A 16,496-nucleotide genomic window follows, 5' to 3' on the forward strand; every position below is an offset into this window, starting at 1 on the left:
CATTCGTTTAGAAGGTACTTAAATCTTTTGTGTTTTCCGATAAATGAATTCATGTATTTTTTTAAAATATATTTTATTAATTTGTAATCTATTTTTGTAAAAATATATAAGAAAACGATAGCAATGGGAAAATGAAATTTCAGGATACTTAAAGCCTGTCAAAAATATACCACTTAGCTTATAAAAAATATTTAGCATGAAAATGAAGAATATATATGAAATTTATTATTATGTTTTTTTGCCCCTGAAAATCATACCAAAAAGGTTTATTAATATCTTGGTAATACGAAAGTTTAATATGGAAGTAGTTGTCGATGTAGGCGGAAATCCAGGAATAGACTGTAGAGGCTTTTGCAAGTACTGTTACTTTAAAAAAGTCAAAGATGTTCAGCCTCTGGGCTGCAAACATTGTCTTCCGTTCAAAAAAGGTTGTGACTACTGCACACGCAGTGTAAAGGAATCATACTCGGGTTTCAAGCCTCTTCAGATAGTACTGGAGGAAACTTCAAGAAAACTCTATTTCGCTAGTGGAAAGATTAAAAAGTTCACTATTAGCGGAGGAGGCGATTTAAGCTGTTATCCTGACCTGAAGAGCCTCGTAGCTTTCTTATCTCAGTTTGAGACCCCAATCCATCTAGGCTATACAAGCGGAAAAGGTTTCAGCAAGCCTGATGATGCTCTTTTTTATATAGACCATGGAGTCACAGAGGTGAGTTTTACAGTCTTTGCAACTGATCCGGCTCTAAGAGCAGAATATATGAAAGACCCGGAACCCGAAGCTTCTATACAGGTTCTTCGGGACTTCTGTGCTCATTGTGACGTATATGGAGCAATTGTGCTCATCCCTGGAGTAAATGACGGGAAGATCCTTGATAAGACTCTCAGTGATCTTGAAACTATGGGTGCAAAAGGAGCCATTCTGATGAGATTTGCAAACTTTTCGGAAAACGGACTTATCCTGAATAATGCTCCTATTATTCCTGGCATAATTCCACATAACATTGAGGAGTTCACTGAGCTGGTACGCAACTCTGCAGCAAAGCACCCCTCAATAAGGATAACAGGAACCCCGCTTGAAGATCCCTTAATTGGCTCTCCTTTTGCTATCCGAAATGTTCCCGAAGCTCTTGAAAAACTTCCGAAGACAACAAAAAGAGCCACTATAATTACAGGCCAGATAGCAGTTCCAAGGTTGAGGGAAATCTTTGAAGCTCTTGGAGGGTCCGTAAATGTCGTTTCTCCAAAAAAAGACATTGGATGTCTCATTACTATTGAGGATCTCAAAAACATGGATCTGTCTGAAGTAAGCGAGACTGTTTTTATCCCGGGAAGGGCTTTTGTTCATGACATGGAAGTTAAAGAGGCCTTTAAAAGAGACGGGATTGACAGGCTTGTTCGCAGGGGTCCAGAGCTTCTTTCTGTAGATGGTGAAATGTCAATAGGCATGAACAAAGAAGAGGTTTTGGAACTGGAAATTAAAAACTTTACCGAACTCATAGAGCAGATTAACTCCCTTGGGCTGCCTGTGAAATAAACTAAGTCATATCAAACAAGTTAAGTCATATCAAACCCAGGCCTTAATCTGAGAAAAAAAGCACCAACAACATAAAAGAACTGTTTCTGTACAAGATACAGATAATCAAACAGATAGTATATAAATAGTCATGTAATTATATAATTACATGAAAAAATATATAGAAAAATTGTCAACACTAAGACAGAAAAATTTTCCCTGTAGGGAACTGTCAAAACCTGAAAAGAGCCTATCTCCAGAAGAAGAATAAGACTATTTAGAGTAATTAGAGAACCAATTAATAAATACTTCTATATTTTAGGGTTCTCAAACTGCCCTGCCTCCTTTCAGACAAGTAAATTAATTTATTCAAAATGTTAATGTCTAGTGTTATTTATTCTCAGCGCGCAGATCCAGACATGAAATCTGAAAGTCCCAGCTGTTTAACCCTGTGGTTCTCGAATAGAGAACATATATCGTTGTCCAAAAGTTCAATTCTCTGTCTGGTATAGCTAGAAACTCCATACCGTTCTCCAATTTCTTTTGAAATCTCAAGATACTTACGGACAGCTCCTTCGTGTACGGTCAGTACTACATTACCTCCGCACTTAGGGCAGGCTCCAATTAGTGGAGGGCGCCTGAACTTCTCCCCGCATTTTATACAGCGCATCCGCTGTCTGGAAAAAGAACGGAGATTCCCGAGAAGATCAGGAAGGAAATGAGATTTGAGCACCCGTTCAGCCACATCAGGAGCGTCTACTGCCCTTATTTTATTAGCAAGGGAAAGTTGAGCCTCCATTTTTTCGATCATGCTCCCAAGAGTCTTATATGAAGAATTAAGAGGGCCTGCAGCAATATCCGAAGTATCATGTGTGAACATAAAATGCTCGTACTGCTCCGGGGTTCCAAGTCGACTGCTAACGAGATCCATAATACCTTCGAGTTCTGTGGGATTTTTTATTTCTTGAGTAGCCTTATAGAATTCCAGAGGGTATCTGGCAGGCACATCTATATTATGTGCCTCCTTATCAACCTCTTTCGGATCAATTCTCGTAGTAAGTACTAAAGGAGCGTCCATTTTCCCACCCCTTTTATCCGGGAGATAAGCCCTTGAGAAATTGAGAATTCCATCCATGAGAAGCATTATGCAATCTTCATCTCCATCACAGTTCCTTCGTTTTGAAGCATGAAAGAAAGGATGAGCATAACCTACCGAAGCTCTCGTAAACCCTATTAATCTCCCCAGTACGCCTGCTGAGGTGTGCGGAGCAAGCCCTATGAGCAATACGCCTACAAGATCCTGAATTGTTTCGGCATTGTAATAAGGTTCAACTCCGTAATATTTTACAAGCAAGTCATCCACGTATTTTGCAGTACGAAGCATATAGTTACCTCCGTCATAAGAAATCACAAGATCCTGGACCTTCAGACAGGCGATCTGATCATCTCTTTCAATGGGGTTTCCGTAAACATCTTCCACATAACCGAGTTCCCGGAGTTTAGCTGCTGTTATTCCGATTTCATCCGCCCTGATATGTGTAAGGGGAATATCTGACATATCATAACGGACCGTTCCATCTTTAAAAATATAGACATCATGTTTTGCCCTCAAGATTCCCTTTTCCAGGGGTTCGGGGGTCATCTGCCCGTTCATGAGCCGTTTTACACCTTTAATGAGGTCCATTTTCTCTCTTTCCCCTACGTTCTCAAAAGCCTGCTTATAAATAGTGTGAAAATCCAATTTGACATTTGCAACGGAAGTTGGCTTTCTACCGCATTTAGGACAAGTTTCGGAGTTTCGAACCTCAATTTTACAGCGGTGACAGAAGAGTTTTGGACGGGTATACTCTCCACAGTCACAGCGCCAGAAATAAGTCTCTTTCCCACAGGCAGGACACTCCCTGATTCCCATCTCCACTTCAATTTCGCCTATTTTCCCATTCATGGAAGCCGAATAGCTTGAAGCGGACACAAGATTTCGCGTAATTCCCCCAGCGTTACCGATAGGAAAAAGAACCTGAGCTGCAGGAGACATTTTTCTCAAGTTGGATTTCTCTGGTCTTCCCATTCTTGCCCCAATTCTCGAAGGAGCCCTTGGAAGAACTTTAAACCCACTTAAAAGAGCCACAGACTCCACCATATTATCAGTATCAGGCATTTTGGCCTTCTCTTTAAGTTGGTGATCAAGCCCAAGGCAGAGAATAAAAGGAAGAGCTTCTTCAATCAGTATTGTGTCAGCTTTTACCCTGTGAAGTAAAAGGAGTTTTTCAAGTATGAATTTGACACCACTTTCCATACAGGCTTTCAGAGGTAATCGGAGAATCCCGTCTTCAACCGAGAAATTTCCTTTCTCAGCCACGAATTTTCTTAAAGCTTCAAATTCATTTCGGTCTATATCATGCCAGAGGTATGTAAATTTCGGATGTAGAGGGACCTCGTATTCTTCCGCAAGCCTGAGAGCCAGAAAGGACGACGGATTTTTTAAGTCCTCTTCAGGTATTTTCTCAGAGCAAGCTGCTTCATAATCGTAAATCCACCATTCAAAAACATAAGGTGAAGGCATAAGAGGGTGATTGTTTTCCAGAAAGTCCCCGTAATTAATCAGGATCTCTCCGATATCTACGATTATCTCTACCTGAGAGCGAAGCTCATAAGCTTCCTTTATATTGTCTACACGGACAAGGTCTCCGGAACAAAGGCGCACAGTTGGCCCTTCTATCGAATCTACAGCAGACATAGCTGCAGCTTTTCCAGGCCTTTCAACCTTGAGTTGGGTTCCGTTAGTAATAAAGTCGTCAAGTAGAACCATAGTAGATGGGTTAATCCCGGCAGCCGCAAAAGAGGTATTTCTGGAACGGCCATAGCGAAGCCTGAAACCTCCTGGCCTTGAAGGATGGGAAAAAACCGGCCTGCCTGCAATCAGGTCTCTTATATACTTATCCTTTGGTTTGATCTTATTTTTTTGCTCATTTTCCTCATCTCCTCCAGCTTTTGCGCCTCCTATAAGGGTTGCCAGCCAATCCCATCCATCCATGTTCAGCTTGTTAACATGCTTCTTGACCTTTGGTGCCTTAAGGGCAAGCCCTTCGGCAAGTACAAGGCACATTCCCCCTCTGACACGGTTAGTCCCAATTCTTTCCAGATCCCTATGCCCTTCAACCTCAGCTTCCTCGGTTGGGTCTCCGTCAATACAAACAGGACAATTCTTGACAATCAGGCGAATTTCATCTTCAGAAGGCATGTATTGAAGGCTTGCAACTTTTTTGTAAAGCAGGATCTCCTCCACATAACGCTCTACTTCCTCAGGCCTTGGTTTATAGCGGTCAATACCTATTCCGCGCCTTACATAATCACCTACGAGTACGGAAAGAGCCTGGGCTGTTCCTCCTGCACTCCTGATAGGCCCGGAATAAAAAATCCGAATATACTGCGAACCGTCGTCATTCTTCCCCAGTTCGACTTTATCAATCCCTTCAATAGGGGCTGCAACCACTCCTTCCGTAAGCGTAGCCATGGAAACCCGGATAGCAGCTTCAACTGCATCCTTTTTTGTTGCGAAACTTCCTACTTCTCCTTCTGCAACCTGACGCCCAATTTCAAGAGCAGCCTCTTCCCTTGACATTTTGTTCTCAAGTTCCCGGATTTTTGCAGCAACTCCCTCTACTCCTATAAGGTTCTCAACCCTATCAGCAAGATCTTTGGCAAGAGGAATTTCTACAACGGGCTTTGGGTCACCTCCACGAGCTCGAGCTGTATTTGCAATCGTTATGGCTTCTTTGAGCCTTGCTTCAAGTTCGTCGAAGTATTCATGCATTTCTTTACTTGCAATTGTCTCACCCATTTAAAAGCCCCTTTAAAAAGATTGATATTATCTCTGCCTGCGACGAGATCCGGATGCAAGAATGCTTGAAATTGAGGTTATAAAAAGGACAAAGATGCCTACCCAGATCAGATAACTCCCTGCCTTCTCCATGCCCAAAACTGTTAAAAGCAAGCCTGCAGCCAGCACTACAAGGTTAATCTTGTTTATTCTTTTGTTCTGATCTACGACTTTTTTATGAGCCTGCATTTTTACCAGATTTTCCTTTTTCTCAGCGTTCAAAATTCTTCCCTCTCAGCCACTATTTAAATCTTCAACTTTCTGTCACAACTGAGCTTAAAACTGTTTACAATCGAACTTACAACACTATATTACAGTTGAGCTTAAGCAACAATCTTTATGGAAGACGCTTCCCTCAGTCGGTTAATAAGAGCTTCCCCAAGCCCAAAACGGCTAAAGGACCCATCAGCTACGATTACATCCAGTCCTTTCCTGTCAAGCTTTCTAAGCCCTTCAAAAAGTTTTCTGGCAGCCACTTCTGGTTCTTCCCTGGGCCCTAGCAAAAGGCACTCATACAGGTCCAGGTTTTGTAAAGCAAGGAAAGTTGCAGTCTCCTTACTGGTTTCGTCACTGAGAAGAAGCCCAACTTTCTGCCCTTCGCTTCTATAGCTTTCAAGCAGTTTGACAAGCTTTTCGGAAACTAATTTACCTTCTCCTTCAACAAGCACGACCTTTGTGTCAGGGATATAATGACCGTATTTCTGACCTGCCTTTTTTTCCGACAGATCAGGTTCATTCCCAGCTTCACTATTTTTGTATCCGGACCTGACCTTTCCTATAACGCTTTCAAGATCTTCGAGACTTACTGCTCCAGGCCTGAGAACAATAGGTGGCTTAGCAGTCATATCAATTACAGTTGACTCAAGCCCTATGGAAGCCTCTCCTCCGTCAAGAATTGCATCAATCCTGCCTGTAAGATCTGAGATGACATGGGATGCAAGGCTTGGACTTGGCTTTCCTGACAGATTAGCGCTGGGAGCAGCAAGAGGAGTACCTGCTTTTTTAATTAATTCCAGGGGTACTCTGTGGTCAGGCATGCGGACTCCTATCGATTTTAATCCTCCTGAAGTAATATCTGGGACAATATCATTTTTCTCCAGAACAATCGTAAGGGGGCCAGGCCAGAAAGTATCCATTAGCCTGAAAGCATTTTGAGGAATGTTTCTTGACACCCTCTCAACATCTTCCCGTGAGTGAACAAGCAGGCTAAGGGGATTTCCAGGAGGGCGTTTTTTTGCCTCGAAAATCTTCAGGACTGCTTCAGGGTTCAGACCGTCAGCTCCAAGGCCGTAAACCGTTTCCGTGGGAAAAGCTACAGTTCCGCCATGCTTGATAATCGCTGACACTCTTTCAAGGACGGAATCAAAATTTTCTTCGGAGACCCTAAAAACCAGAGTCTTTACTTTATTTCCGTTTTCTGCCTGCACAGGGGTAAACTCCTTTTCGATTATAACTTCCTGTAGCTATTTCTTCTGTTTATTTTTTCAGCCATTTATCGATGGCAACCTCAAGTTCTCTGTGGCTTTTCGCATATTCTTGCAGGCTAACTCCTTCAAGAGTTGCTTCAAGTGCCTGCCTGCAAGCAGTGGCCCCGGCTGCCGTGCCCATTGGATGGGCGTGAATTCCGCCACCAAACTGCATAATAACATCCTTCCCGAAGATGGTGTACAGGTCAGGAATCATAGTAGGAGCAAGCCCTCCAGATGCAACAGGGAACATGGGTTTCAATCTTCCCCAGTTCTGGGCAAGAATATGCTGGTTTTCATCCGCAGGCACATTGTCTAGCACACATTCGTCACGAAGAGATAGAACCTCGTGTTTTTCTCCGTGCATTTTTCCTACAACCGTACCTATGTGAAGCTGGTCAAGCCCGATCAACCTGCAGAGCTTGGCAACCACAAGCATGCTTATACCGTGGCGTGGATTCCGAGTATAGGCTGAATGCATGCATCGGTGAGCATGGAGAGCAAGTCCCGCATCGTCTGCTTCTTCCCTCAGGGTCTGAAGCGCAGTCCAGCCTGCAGGTACGATGTCAATCATCGCATAGCTGGCACCCAGGTCTTTAAGGATATTCATGCGGCGGATCATTTCCTTACAGGTAGGGGCAGTAATGTTGCAGAGATACATTTTACGCTCTCCTGTCTCAGATTCTGCCTTTTCTGCAAGCTTCAGTGTAAGTTCAGCTCTTTTTTCAAAGCCATTAAACTTCTGATCCGTAAGGTTCTCATCGTCTTTCACAAGGTCGCAACCTCCTGCAAAGGATTTGTAAGCAACCTCAGCGTGTTTTTCGGAGGTTAATCCAACTTTCGGCTTGACAATAGTTCCTATGAGAGGCCTGTCCTGAACTCCTGTAAGTTCCCTTATTCCTGGCAATCCGAACTTAGGTCCTTTAAATTCATGAAGCATCGAACCAGGGAAAGCAATATCCTGCAGCCTAAGATTGTCAACTACTTTCATACTCAGGATATTTCCCGCGACCGCACTGAGTACCTGCGGGACCGACCCGAGTTCAAAGAGCTCTTCCGAATAAGCTACCCTTACAGTCTGCGCATCTTCATTCACGTAAAAGACATGGGGCTTTAACCTGGCTGCAAGTTCGGGACTTAGCGTTGAAATTTCAGTCCAGGAGTCTATAGAGCTTTCACCTGCCATATGAGTTGCAGCTTCCTCAAAATTCACTCCTGCTGACGGTTCGATGTGGAACTCACATATAAGATCGGTATCCTTTGGGCTGTAGCCCGTGTCTATATAATCCCTTCGCATTGTTTTCCTCCTTGCTGAATAAGTTAATCTCCAGAATAAAATACGTTATGAATATACTAAATAGAATTATAGTTCTGGTTGAAGGAAGTAACGGAACATAAATAAAAACTTGTTTGTTTGATAAATTGAAAAAAAGTATAAGTAATAGCGTAAAAAGAAACAGAAAAACAATAGAACTTAATTGTTCTAAATATTAGTGCTAATATTTGGTGATTTTATTTTCCGTTTTTGGGGATTTAAGCCATATTTCAGGTTTTTTCAGGTTTGGAGTAAGTAAACCTCTTAGTACGTTCTTAAAATTTAGTTTTCATCCTTTTGAGACTATAACTAAGAGCCTACCCGAAAAGTAGTTACCTGCTATAATTTTTACAATATGCAATATTGCAAAACCGGAACGGATGCCCGGATATTAGAGCTATTGCAACTTTTCGATATGCATTACTGACTTTTCGGATAGGCTCTAAGTTGAACTGCTGTACCAGATTAAAGTGTCGGGTTAAATACGTACATTTTGATATTAAACATCAAGTACATATTCATATTTTGATACTAAATATCAAGTACATATTCATATTTTGATACTAAATATCAAGTACATATTCATATTTTGACATTAAATATCGAGTACAAACAGTACAATGAAATATGCGGTCATTGAGGTAAGTCCGAGAGGTAGTCCAAGCTTTGCCCATTCCTTACTGGTTATACCCAATTTGCTTGCAGAGATGATATTCGGGATATTTCCTGGGATCAGCATTCCACCTGATATTAAAAGTCCCATTAGTACACTTTTTATCTGGAATTCGCTGAGGACAGGTCCTATCTCAGCAGCTGCAAGAGTGGCATTATCAAGGACGGCAGAAACCATATTAATCCAGTAAAGAACCATAGATGGGACCTGAATAAAGTACTCGAAGATGATAGGCTTGAATCCTTCCCCGAGCAATACGAGTGCTGCAATAAACACATAAACCTTTACAGCCCTCGTTATGACATCTTTTACAGTCTCATTATAATCTGCCGCTTCCATTTCGTGTTCTTCTGTGCCGGTTTTCCCGAGGAAAAACATTCCAACAATACCATAAGCAAGGATACCTGGAATTATATATTTCCCTAGCATGTTAAATAAGAACATGAAATCGGCATGGTAAGGCTCACCGGAGAGTTTCGAAATGGCAATTGTTGAGAGCGGTTCACCAAGGGGAGTAAGCGCAGCACCAAGGCCAATTGAAAAACATGCAATAATTGTCAGATCTATCTTGGATTTTCGTGAGAGAGGCATCGCATTGACCACCTCAACGAGAATAATTGCTGCAAGAATAGCTGACATCACGCTTGAAGTAAACCCAAGGACAACAATGAGAATGAAGGCCAGAACCCTGACTGAAAGCATGTCAGTCAACTTTCTGATTGCTTTGTGAATCGGAGCATGCCATTTATAGATGATCAAGCCAACGACAAGCACTATCTGGAATATGCCTATTGGAATTCCGAATATATCTCCAACATGCAGCGGTGCAGTTACTGCTTCTTCGATTATCTCCAAATTCCAGCCCGTTTCTACGCCCGGAATTTTAGCAAAACCTGAAAGAGACATTGCAAGCACTCCGCATATAAAAAGGAATACTTCCAAGTTCTCTTCAACAACATGTATTTTAAAAGGTCCTAGCAACACAGCCAGGAATATCACAAGAAATCCAATTAGAACTCCTAGATCAAGAGCCATTATTTTTCCTCCTCTGGTAATTTTTAGATTATTGATTGCCTGGGGAGACTTATATACAGGAAAAAATTACAAAGCCTCGACTATCTGGTCATTAAGATGACCTGCTTTATTATAGATTAACCTGTAGTTATACTGTTCAATAATATAATTGTTCCGTATATGCTCGATTTAAAGTCTTTGAAGCTGAAAAAAAATCAAAGTTACTTTACAAGTGAGTTTGAATGAAAATTGATATTCAAGCTTGCAGGAAGTGTTTCTTTACCTCGTTCCCAAAATTGCAGACCGTAAATGTGGATTATAAGCAAGCTGTCAAATAAGCAAACTGTTAAGGCTAATTTCCTTTAACTGAGTAAGTATAGAAGATAAAAAGGAGATAATAGTCAGACTTTAGAGAGTTTATTCCAGTTGTCGTTTCAATAAGAGAATTTCGAAATATATGTGGTAAATATAGAAGAATACCTAACATCGATACATATAGAAAAATAATAATTTGAAGATTAAATTTGACCTTGTACGTATCATTATAACTTTAAAAAGACTTACTGGAAAATAAATGCTCTAATTAAAAAATAAACATGTTTCATTCAAAACAGAGAAGAAAATTTCGAGGAAAAAATGTAATATTTATCAGTACTATCCACACTTATGTAACTAGGTAGACAATTTTAAATATTGTAATTATATAGATGGTCTTAATATATTTATGAGTTGTTAACAGTCTAGAACTACAATAAAACCTTTGGAATTTGCTTTTTTCATCAAACTCGGATAAAATACAAAAATAGGAGTGTTTGTTAAAGTTCTTGTCGTTTTGAAGGTTTTATCGAGATTCGATTTCAAGATCCAGTGATAAATTCAAAACATGAAAATTACTGGATCTTGAAACTTAATTCTGTTTATAATGGTGGGCAAATTTTAAGTTTAGAACCCAAACACAAATATAACGGCGAAGTAGATAGCCATAGAAACAAGCCCAAGAGGTAATCCAAGCCTCGCCCATTCTTTACTGTTAATACCAAGTTTTCCTGCGGAGATGATGTTCGGGATATTTCCAGGGATTAACATTCCACCTGAAATCAAAAGCCCCATAAGAATACTTTTTATCTGGACTTCGCTAAGAGCAGGTCCTATCTCAGCAGCTGCAAGAGTAGCGTTATCGAGAATGGCTGAGACCATATTCACCCAGTAAAGAATACCTGACGGGATTTGTATGAAGTATTCAAGTATAAGAGGTTTGAAACCGTCCCCGAGAAATGTAAGAGCCATGATAAACACATAAACTTTTACAGCTCTCATAACAACATCTTTTACAGTCTCATTATATTCGGCTGCGGTCATTCCCTGGTCTTTCGTATCAACTTTTCCAAGGAAAAACATTCCAATAATACCATAGACAAGGATACCTGGAATAATGTATTTGCCCAGCATGTTAAATAAAAACATAAATTCAGCATGGTAAGGTGCACCAGATAATTTTGAGATGGCAATTGTTGAAAGCGGTTCTCCAAGAGGGGTAAGTGCAGCGCCAAGGCCAATTGAGAAACAAGCAATAATTGTAAGGTCTATCTTAGACTTTCGTGAGAGAGGCATCGCATTAACTACCTCAACAAGAATAATTGATGCAAGAATAGCTGACATCACGCTTGAAGTAAACCCAAGAATAACAATGAGAAGAAAACCCAAGACTTTTACAGAAAGCATATCAGTTAATTTTCTAATTGCTTTGTGAATCGGAGCATGCCATTTATAGATGATCAAGCCGACGACAAGCACTATCTGGAATATACCTATTGGAATACCGAATATATCCCCAACATGCAGCGGTGCAGTAAATGCTTCTTCTATTATCTCCATTCGCCAGCCGGTCTCGTTACCCGGTATTTCGACTAAACCTGAAAGAGTCATTGCTGCTATTCCGCACACAAGCAGAAATGGTTCCAGATTTTCCTCTATAACGTGTATTTTAAAAGGGCCGAGTAACACGGCTAAGAATATTACAAGAAATCCAGCTAAAATTCCTGGTTCAAGAGCCATTACTTTTTTCCTCCTTTAATATTTTTAGACCGCAAAGTCTGAATTACCTACTGTGAAACAGTGTTAGAGCCTAGAATGTTTTAGTCTTATAAAGACTTGCTCTATTTATTCTTTGGTAATATATTAGTCTTTAATATTCAAATTAATTTTTATATTTTTTACAAATAAGGTTTATTTACTTTTAAGAATGGACTTTGCCCATAATGCATTTTTATTATATACAGAAATTACTTTCGGTCCAAATATCGGAGAAATCATATAGCTTCGAACCTTTCATCTATTAAGTAGACCTGTTAAATTGTTTTATATATAAAAGTAGACATTAAGTACAAAAATTTTAGTTAAAATTGATTCAGAACCGATAATTTGCAAAATTAGCACAAATGTAGAATTTATTTGCCTATTTGTCCTATATTATATCTAAAAAATAAGATAAATATTAAAATTACTGCCAATTTGAGAAAATACATAACACTTTTGTACATATATATGAGACAATGGGAGAAAATAAGAGACAATGTATATTTTTTAACAAATTCTCAAAATTAAAGAATTAGATCATTTTTCATGCTTTGCAACAGATCTCAATTTCACACCCTTAGAAGATTTATTCCAGATTTCTGGCAAGAAGCAAGCTTGTTTTCTGTTTTTATTGCGTTTAGGAAGCATTTAGTTAGATTATAATTACAGGCTTCTTATAGAAAAAGGAAAAAACTCTGCTGATTTAAAGGAAAGAGAATTTCGACAAACCCCAGTTCATGGCTGGTTGCTTATAACTGGTATATAAGTAACTTCTTGATGTTAGAGGTATATCGAAATTCTTGAATAAGTGGTTAAAGCCTGAATGATATTCCGAGAAAAGATATAAAGAACTCATGTTAAACACTGAAACTATATCTGAAACTATATCTGAAACTATATCTGAAACTATATCTGAAACTATATCTGAAACTATATCTGAAACTATATCTGAAATTAATATCTAAAACGAAAAAATTATAAATCAGATATTGATACTTGCAACGATCATGGAAAAATTACATTTGAAAAACGATAATGGAACATCTAACTAACAAATGGATTTTCTTCAAATCAAATAAAAATTTCCAGGTTAAAAAATTGGAATTCCGGCAAATTTAAGAAATTGAATAGGTCCTGAATTAAACAAGATCTTTTAGTATATTTCTCTAGTTTAATTCTAGCCAAATATAAGGGGGACACTAAATTCTCAAATTTCCAGAAAATCCTTGAAATTTGTCCCATTGAATTTGAAGAGAAAATTGTAAGGTATAAAGAGAACATTGTAAGGTTAATCAGTTATTATGATGTTTTGAAGGGCTTGATTCAGTTTCAAGATCCAGTGATCTAATATGTACTTTATTAATTATGTACTTTATTAATTGAATAATCTGTACTTTACTCACTGAATCTTGAAACTGAATCTACTAACTATGGCCAAGTTTTTATTTTAGACTTAAAGCACAAAGATGATGACGAAATAGATAGCCATAGAAACGAGCCCGACAGGCACTCCGAGCCTTGCCCATTCTTTGCTTGTTATACCCAGTTTGCCTGCAGAGATGATGTTCGGAATATTTCCAGGGATCAACATTCCACCTGCAATCAAAAGACCCATAAGGATACCTTTTATCTGGGCTTCACTAAGTGTGGGTCCTATTTGAGCTGCTGCTAAAGTAGCATTATCAAGGATAGCAGAAACCATGTTAACCCAGTACAGTATTGATGGGGGTATTTGTGCAAAATATTCGAAAATAATAGGCTTGAAACCATCTCCCAGTAATGTAAGAGCCATAATAAACAAGTAGACTTTAACAGCCCTCATTACAACGTCTTTTACAGTTTCATTATATTCTTCGGCTTTCATTCCGGGATCGTTCACACCAGCTTTTCCAAGGACGAACATCCCAAAAAGCCCATAAACAAAGATACCTGGAACGATATATATGCCAAGCATGTGCATTAAGAAGTTGAATCCTGCATGGTAAGGTGCACCGGATAATTTAGAGATCGCAATTGTGGAGAGAGGTTCTCCCAGAGGAGTAAGCGCTGCACCAAGGCCGATTGAAAAACATGCGATAATTGTAAGATCTATTTTGGATTTTCGTGAGAGAGGCATTGCATTAACCACCTCAACGAGAATGATTGACGCAAGGATAGCCGACATCACACTGGAAAACAGACCAAGAATAACAATGAGAATGAAAGCCAGAATCTTAACAGAGAGCGCTGAGGCAATTTTCCCTATTGCCTTTTGAATAGGTTCATGCCATTTATAGATAATTAAACCAACAATAAGAACTACCTGGAATATACCGATCGGAATTCCGGCAATATGTAAAGAGTTCAGCGGGGAAGTCAACGCTTCTTTGATTATCTCTGGCCTCCAGCCTGTTTCTGTATTCGGGAGGTCGACAAAACCTGAAATTGTCATTGTTGCAACTCCGCATAAGAACAAAAATACTTCCAGATTCTCCTCAATAATCTTGACTTTAAAAGGGCCGAGCAATACGGCAAGGAATATTACAAGAAATCCAGCTAAAATTCCTGGTTCTAGACCCATTAATTTACCTCCTTTACTATTTAGTCTATAGTGGTCTATAGTGTTCACAGAAAAGTAAGCCTGTAGACTACGCTGTATACATTTGACCCTAAAACAGCCTAAAGCTCTGTTTTTAGGGGATAAAATAGTTGATCGATACGTGGATGTAACAAGTATACTGTTTATTGATAAGTAAAATCATTAATTGTGAGCACTGTAGATTACAAAATGTTTGGAAATTAACTGATTAATTAACTAATGTTAAACATTGAAAAGCCCCGATTTCTTTCATATTATAAAGGTCTTATTATATTTTTCATAGATTAATTCAATATCCATACTTATGAGAAAGATTATCAATTTGCTTCTCAATGGAAGCCTTATCTAAGATTTTTTGGCTCTTGAATAGGATTTTTAATCTTAGCTTATTAGATAACGTTATTATCTCATAAAGGACTGCAAATTTATCTCTGTCACTTTTATCTTTCTTACTCGTATAATATTGATTTTTTCTATCGAGAAGCCCTCTAAGTTTTCGAACTATGCATGTTATCAAGTACCTTATGCACAAGACTGATTCCGGTCTTGAAAGTAGAGGAGTCAAATTCCTCTAGCCAGATAATGCCTTGAGCTTTTGTCCTCGACCACACATGTTTTTTTAATTGATTTGGGACTACAGATTCTCTGTTAAACAATAATGCGTATATATTTTTTGCTTTTGTTCACATTAAAAGTACAGCTAGCTATACGAAAGTCCAAAAGTATAAAATTTATAACATTAAGACATAAATTATTTAGTTTTATATTTTACAGTCAATCGAATCGTTTTTATACTATTTAGAGAATGTTTTATTTTTGAAGAATATATAATTATTAATTCATAATATGCCAAAATAGTATAAATCGGATATTGTTGAGAGTCTCAATACCTGGATCAAGAAATAGTATGTTGATATGGAGTATGAAAAGATGTTACAAAAATACATTATATTAATATGACAAAAATCGAGATAAGGGCAACTCATAAAATAAGACATAAACAAACTATAAAATAAGACATAAATAAACTCATAAAATAAGACATAAACAAACTATAAAATAAGACATAAATAAACTCATAAATAAGACACAAAAATAAAGTGAAGTAAAAGAAAGGTAAAAAAGTTAAAAGTAATTAAAGAACACGTAGAAAGCGCACTAATAAAATATACAAATGACATGCATTGAAAAGTTTAATTTCTCACTTTAGACAACAGAAACACTTTTTGTCTATAGAGAGTTCTGCACGCTTTCTATTTTTAACGCTATATGTTTTTCACGATCTGTTTTTAACTACTATCGACGTGCGATTATCAGATTTTAAGACTAATCACTTCTAGCTAGAATTTTCAAATCACTTCTCAGTATGTTTTTGTACTTACTCTTCACTTAGATCTTTGACTTGCCCAGCTCTTCAAGGCCTTTTGCATCAGCTAATTTCAATTTCAACGGGCCTTTCTTCATCACAACGCTTGAAAGTAACCTCAAGGACTCCGTTTTTATAACTGGCTTTTGCACTCTTAGGGTCCACACGAACCGGAAGCTCTATGTCCTGTGAGTACTCGGAAGTTCCAAGGATCCTGATTTCAAGATTTTGAGCAGTAGCGTGCAGAAGGAGATCTTCTTTTTCTATTTCCGGTATTTCTGCAAGTACATGTACTAGTTCTTCACTTTCAAAAATATCAATTAAAGGATCTCTCATTTCGGAGGGGAAGAGATTCTCTTCATCTTCAGAATGTTCCGAAACGTTTCCAAACTCCCGGAGTTCAGGATCTTCCCCCGGGCGATGAATGATAGAAAATCCATAAACGAAGGGGACAGACTCTCCCATATCTTCCAGGAGGGCTTCGATCATTTCTTCCAGGTTGTCAAAAAGTTCAGACCCAAAATCTTCAAAGAAATCCTTTCTTTTTCTTGTGCCCACCATTATTACCTCTATTTTTCCTCGTGCTGTTACACTTGAAGTGCAATTCCCAGAAAG

9 protein-coding genes are annotated in these 16,496 nt (G+C 38.7%); 1 reads left to right on the top strand and 8 read right to left on the bottom strand.

The features are described 5' to 3' along the window. Positions 1-298 precede the first annotated feature (298 nt). Entirely contained in the window at positions 299-1,534 is a 1,236-nt protein-coding gene (gene mmp10 / locus MSBR3_RS12590; protein ID WP_048108556.1) for a methyl coenzyme M reductase-arginine methyltransferase Mmp10, read from the top strand. A gap of 379 nt (positions 1,535-1,913) precedes the next feature. Here the strand turns inward: mmp10 and MSBR3_RS12595 are convergent, their stop codons facing one another. The 8 genes from MSBR3_RS12595 to MSBR3_RS12635 all read right to left on the bottom strand — a co-directional run bounded on the left by MSBR3_RS12595 (position 1,914) and on the right by MSBR3_RS12635 (position 16,442). Continuing rightward, the gene (locus tag MSBR3_RS12595) at positions 1,914-5,354 is read right to left on the bottom strand and encodes a DNA polymerase II large subunit (RefSeq protein WP_048108558.1); all 3,441 of its coding nucleotides are present in this window, start codon (positions 5,352-5,354) and stop codon (positions 1,914-1,916) included. Positions 5,355-5,381: 27 nt separating this feature from the next. Further along, complete coding sequence (locus MSBR3_RS12600) at positions 5,382-5,615, bottom strand: hypothetical protein (protein WP_048108560.1); 234 nt, start codon at positions 5,613-5,615, stop codon at positions 5,382-5,384. A gap of 101 nt (positions 5,616-5,716) precedes the next feature. Continuing rightward, positions 5,717-6,820: an L-threonylcarbamoyladenylate synthase gene (locus tag MSBR3_RS12605; protein WP_048108562.1), complete on the bottom strand. Its 1,104-nt coding sequence runs from the start codon at positions 6,818-6,820 to the stop codon at positions 5,717-5,719. A 49-nt stretch (positions 6,821-6,869) separates the two neighbouring features. Continuing rightward, positions 6,870-8,198, bottom strand: a complete 1,329-nt coding sequence (rbcL, locus tag MSBR3_RS12610; protein ID WP_268989152.1) for a type III ribulose-bisphosphate carboxylase — start codon at positions 8,196-8,198, stop codon at positions 6,870-6,872. Positions 8,199-8,769: 571 nt separating this feature from the next. After that, entirely contained in the window at positions 8,770-9,882 is a 1,113-nt protein-coding gene (locus MSBR3_RS12615) for a DUF1646 family protein (RefSeq protein ID WP_048108567.1), read from the bottom strand. Between the two features lie 921 nt (positions 9,883-10,803). Beyond that, complete coding sequence (locus MSBR3_RS12620; protein WP_048108569.1) at positions 10,804-11,916, bottom strand: DUF1646 family protein; 1,113 nt, start codon at positions 11,914-11,916, stop codon at positions 10,804-10,806. A 1,474-nt stretch (positions 11,917-13,390) separates the two neighbouring features. After that, on the bottom strand, positions 13,391-14,497 hold the full coding sequence (locus tag MSBR3_RS12625; RefSeq protein ID WP_048108571.1) for a DUF1646 family protein: 1,107 nt from the start codon (positions 14,495-14,497) through the stop codon (positions 13,391-13,393). A 1,447-nt stretch (positions 14,498-15,944) separates the two neighbouring features. Further along, entirely contained in the window at positions 15,945-16,442 is a 498-nt protein-coding gene (locus tag MSBR3_RS12635) for an Hsp20/alpha crystallin family protein (protein WP_048108575.1), read from the bottom strand. Between the last annotated feature and the right edge of the window lie 54 nt (positions 16,443-16,496).

It is taken from the genome of Methanosarcina barkeri 3 (assembly GCF_000970305.1).
Taxonomy (GTDB): Archaea; Halobacteriota; Methanosarcinia; order Methanosarcinales; family Methanosarcinaceae; genus Methanosarcina; species Methanosarcina barkeri_A.

Bases quoted from the DNA above. Each gene is read 5' to 3' on its own strand.
- mmp10 (WP_048108556.1), top strand. From the start codon at position 299: ATGGAAGTAGTTGTCGATGTAGGCGGAAATCCAGGAATAGACTGTAGA.
- MSBR3_RS12595 (WP_048108558.1), bottom strand. From the start codon at position 5,354: ATGGGTGAGACAATTGCAAGTAAAGAAATGCATGAATACTTCGACGAA.
- MSBR3_RS12615 (WP_048108567.1), bottom strand. From the start codon at position 9,882: ATGGCTCTTGATCTAGGAGTTCTAATTGGATTTCTTGTGATATTCCTG.
- MSBR3_RS12620 (WP_048108569.1), bottom strand. From the start codon at position 11,916: ATGGCTCTTGAACCAGGAATTTTAGCTGGATTTCTTGTAATATTCTTA.
- MSBR3_RS12625 (WP_048108571.1), bottom strand. From the start codon at position 14,497: ATGGGTCTAGAACCAGGAATTTTAGCTGGATTTCTTGTAATATTCCTT.
- MSBR3_RS12635 (WP_048108575.1), bottom strand. From the start codon at position 16,442: ATGGTGGGCACAAGAAAAAGAAAGGATTTCTTTGAAGATTTTGGGTCT.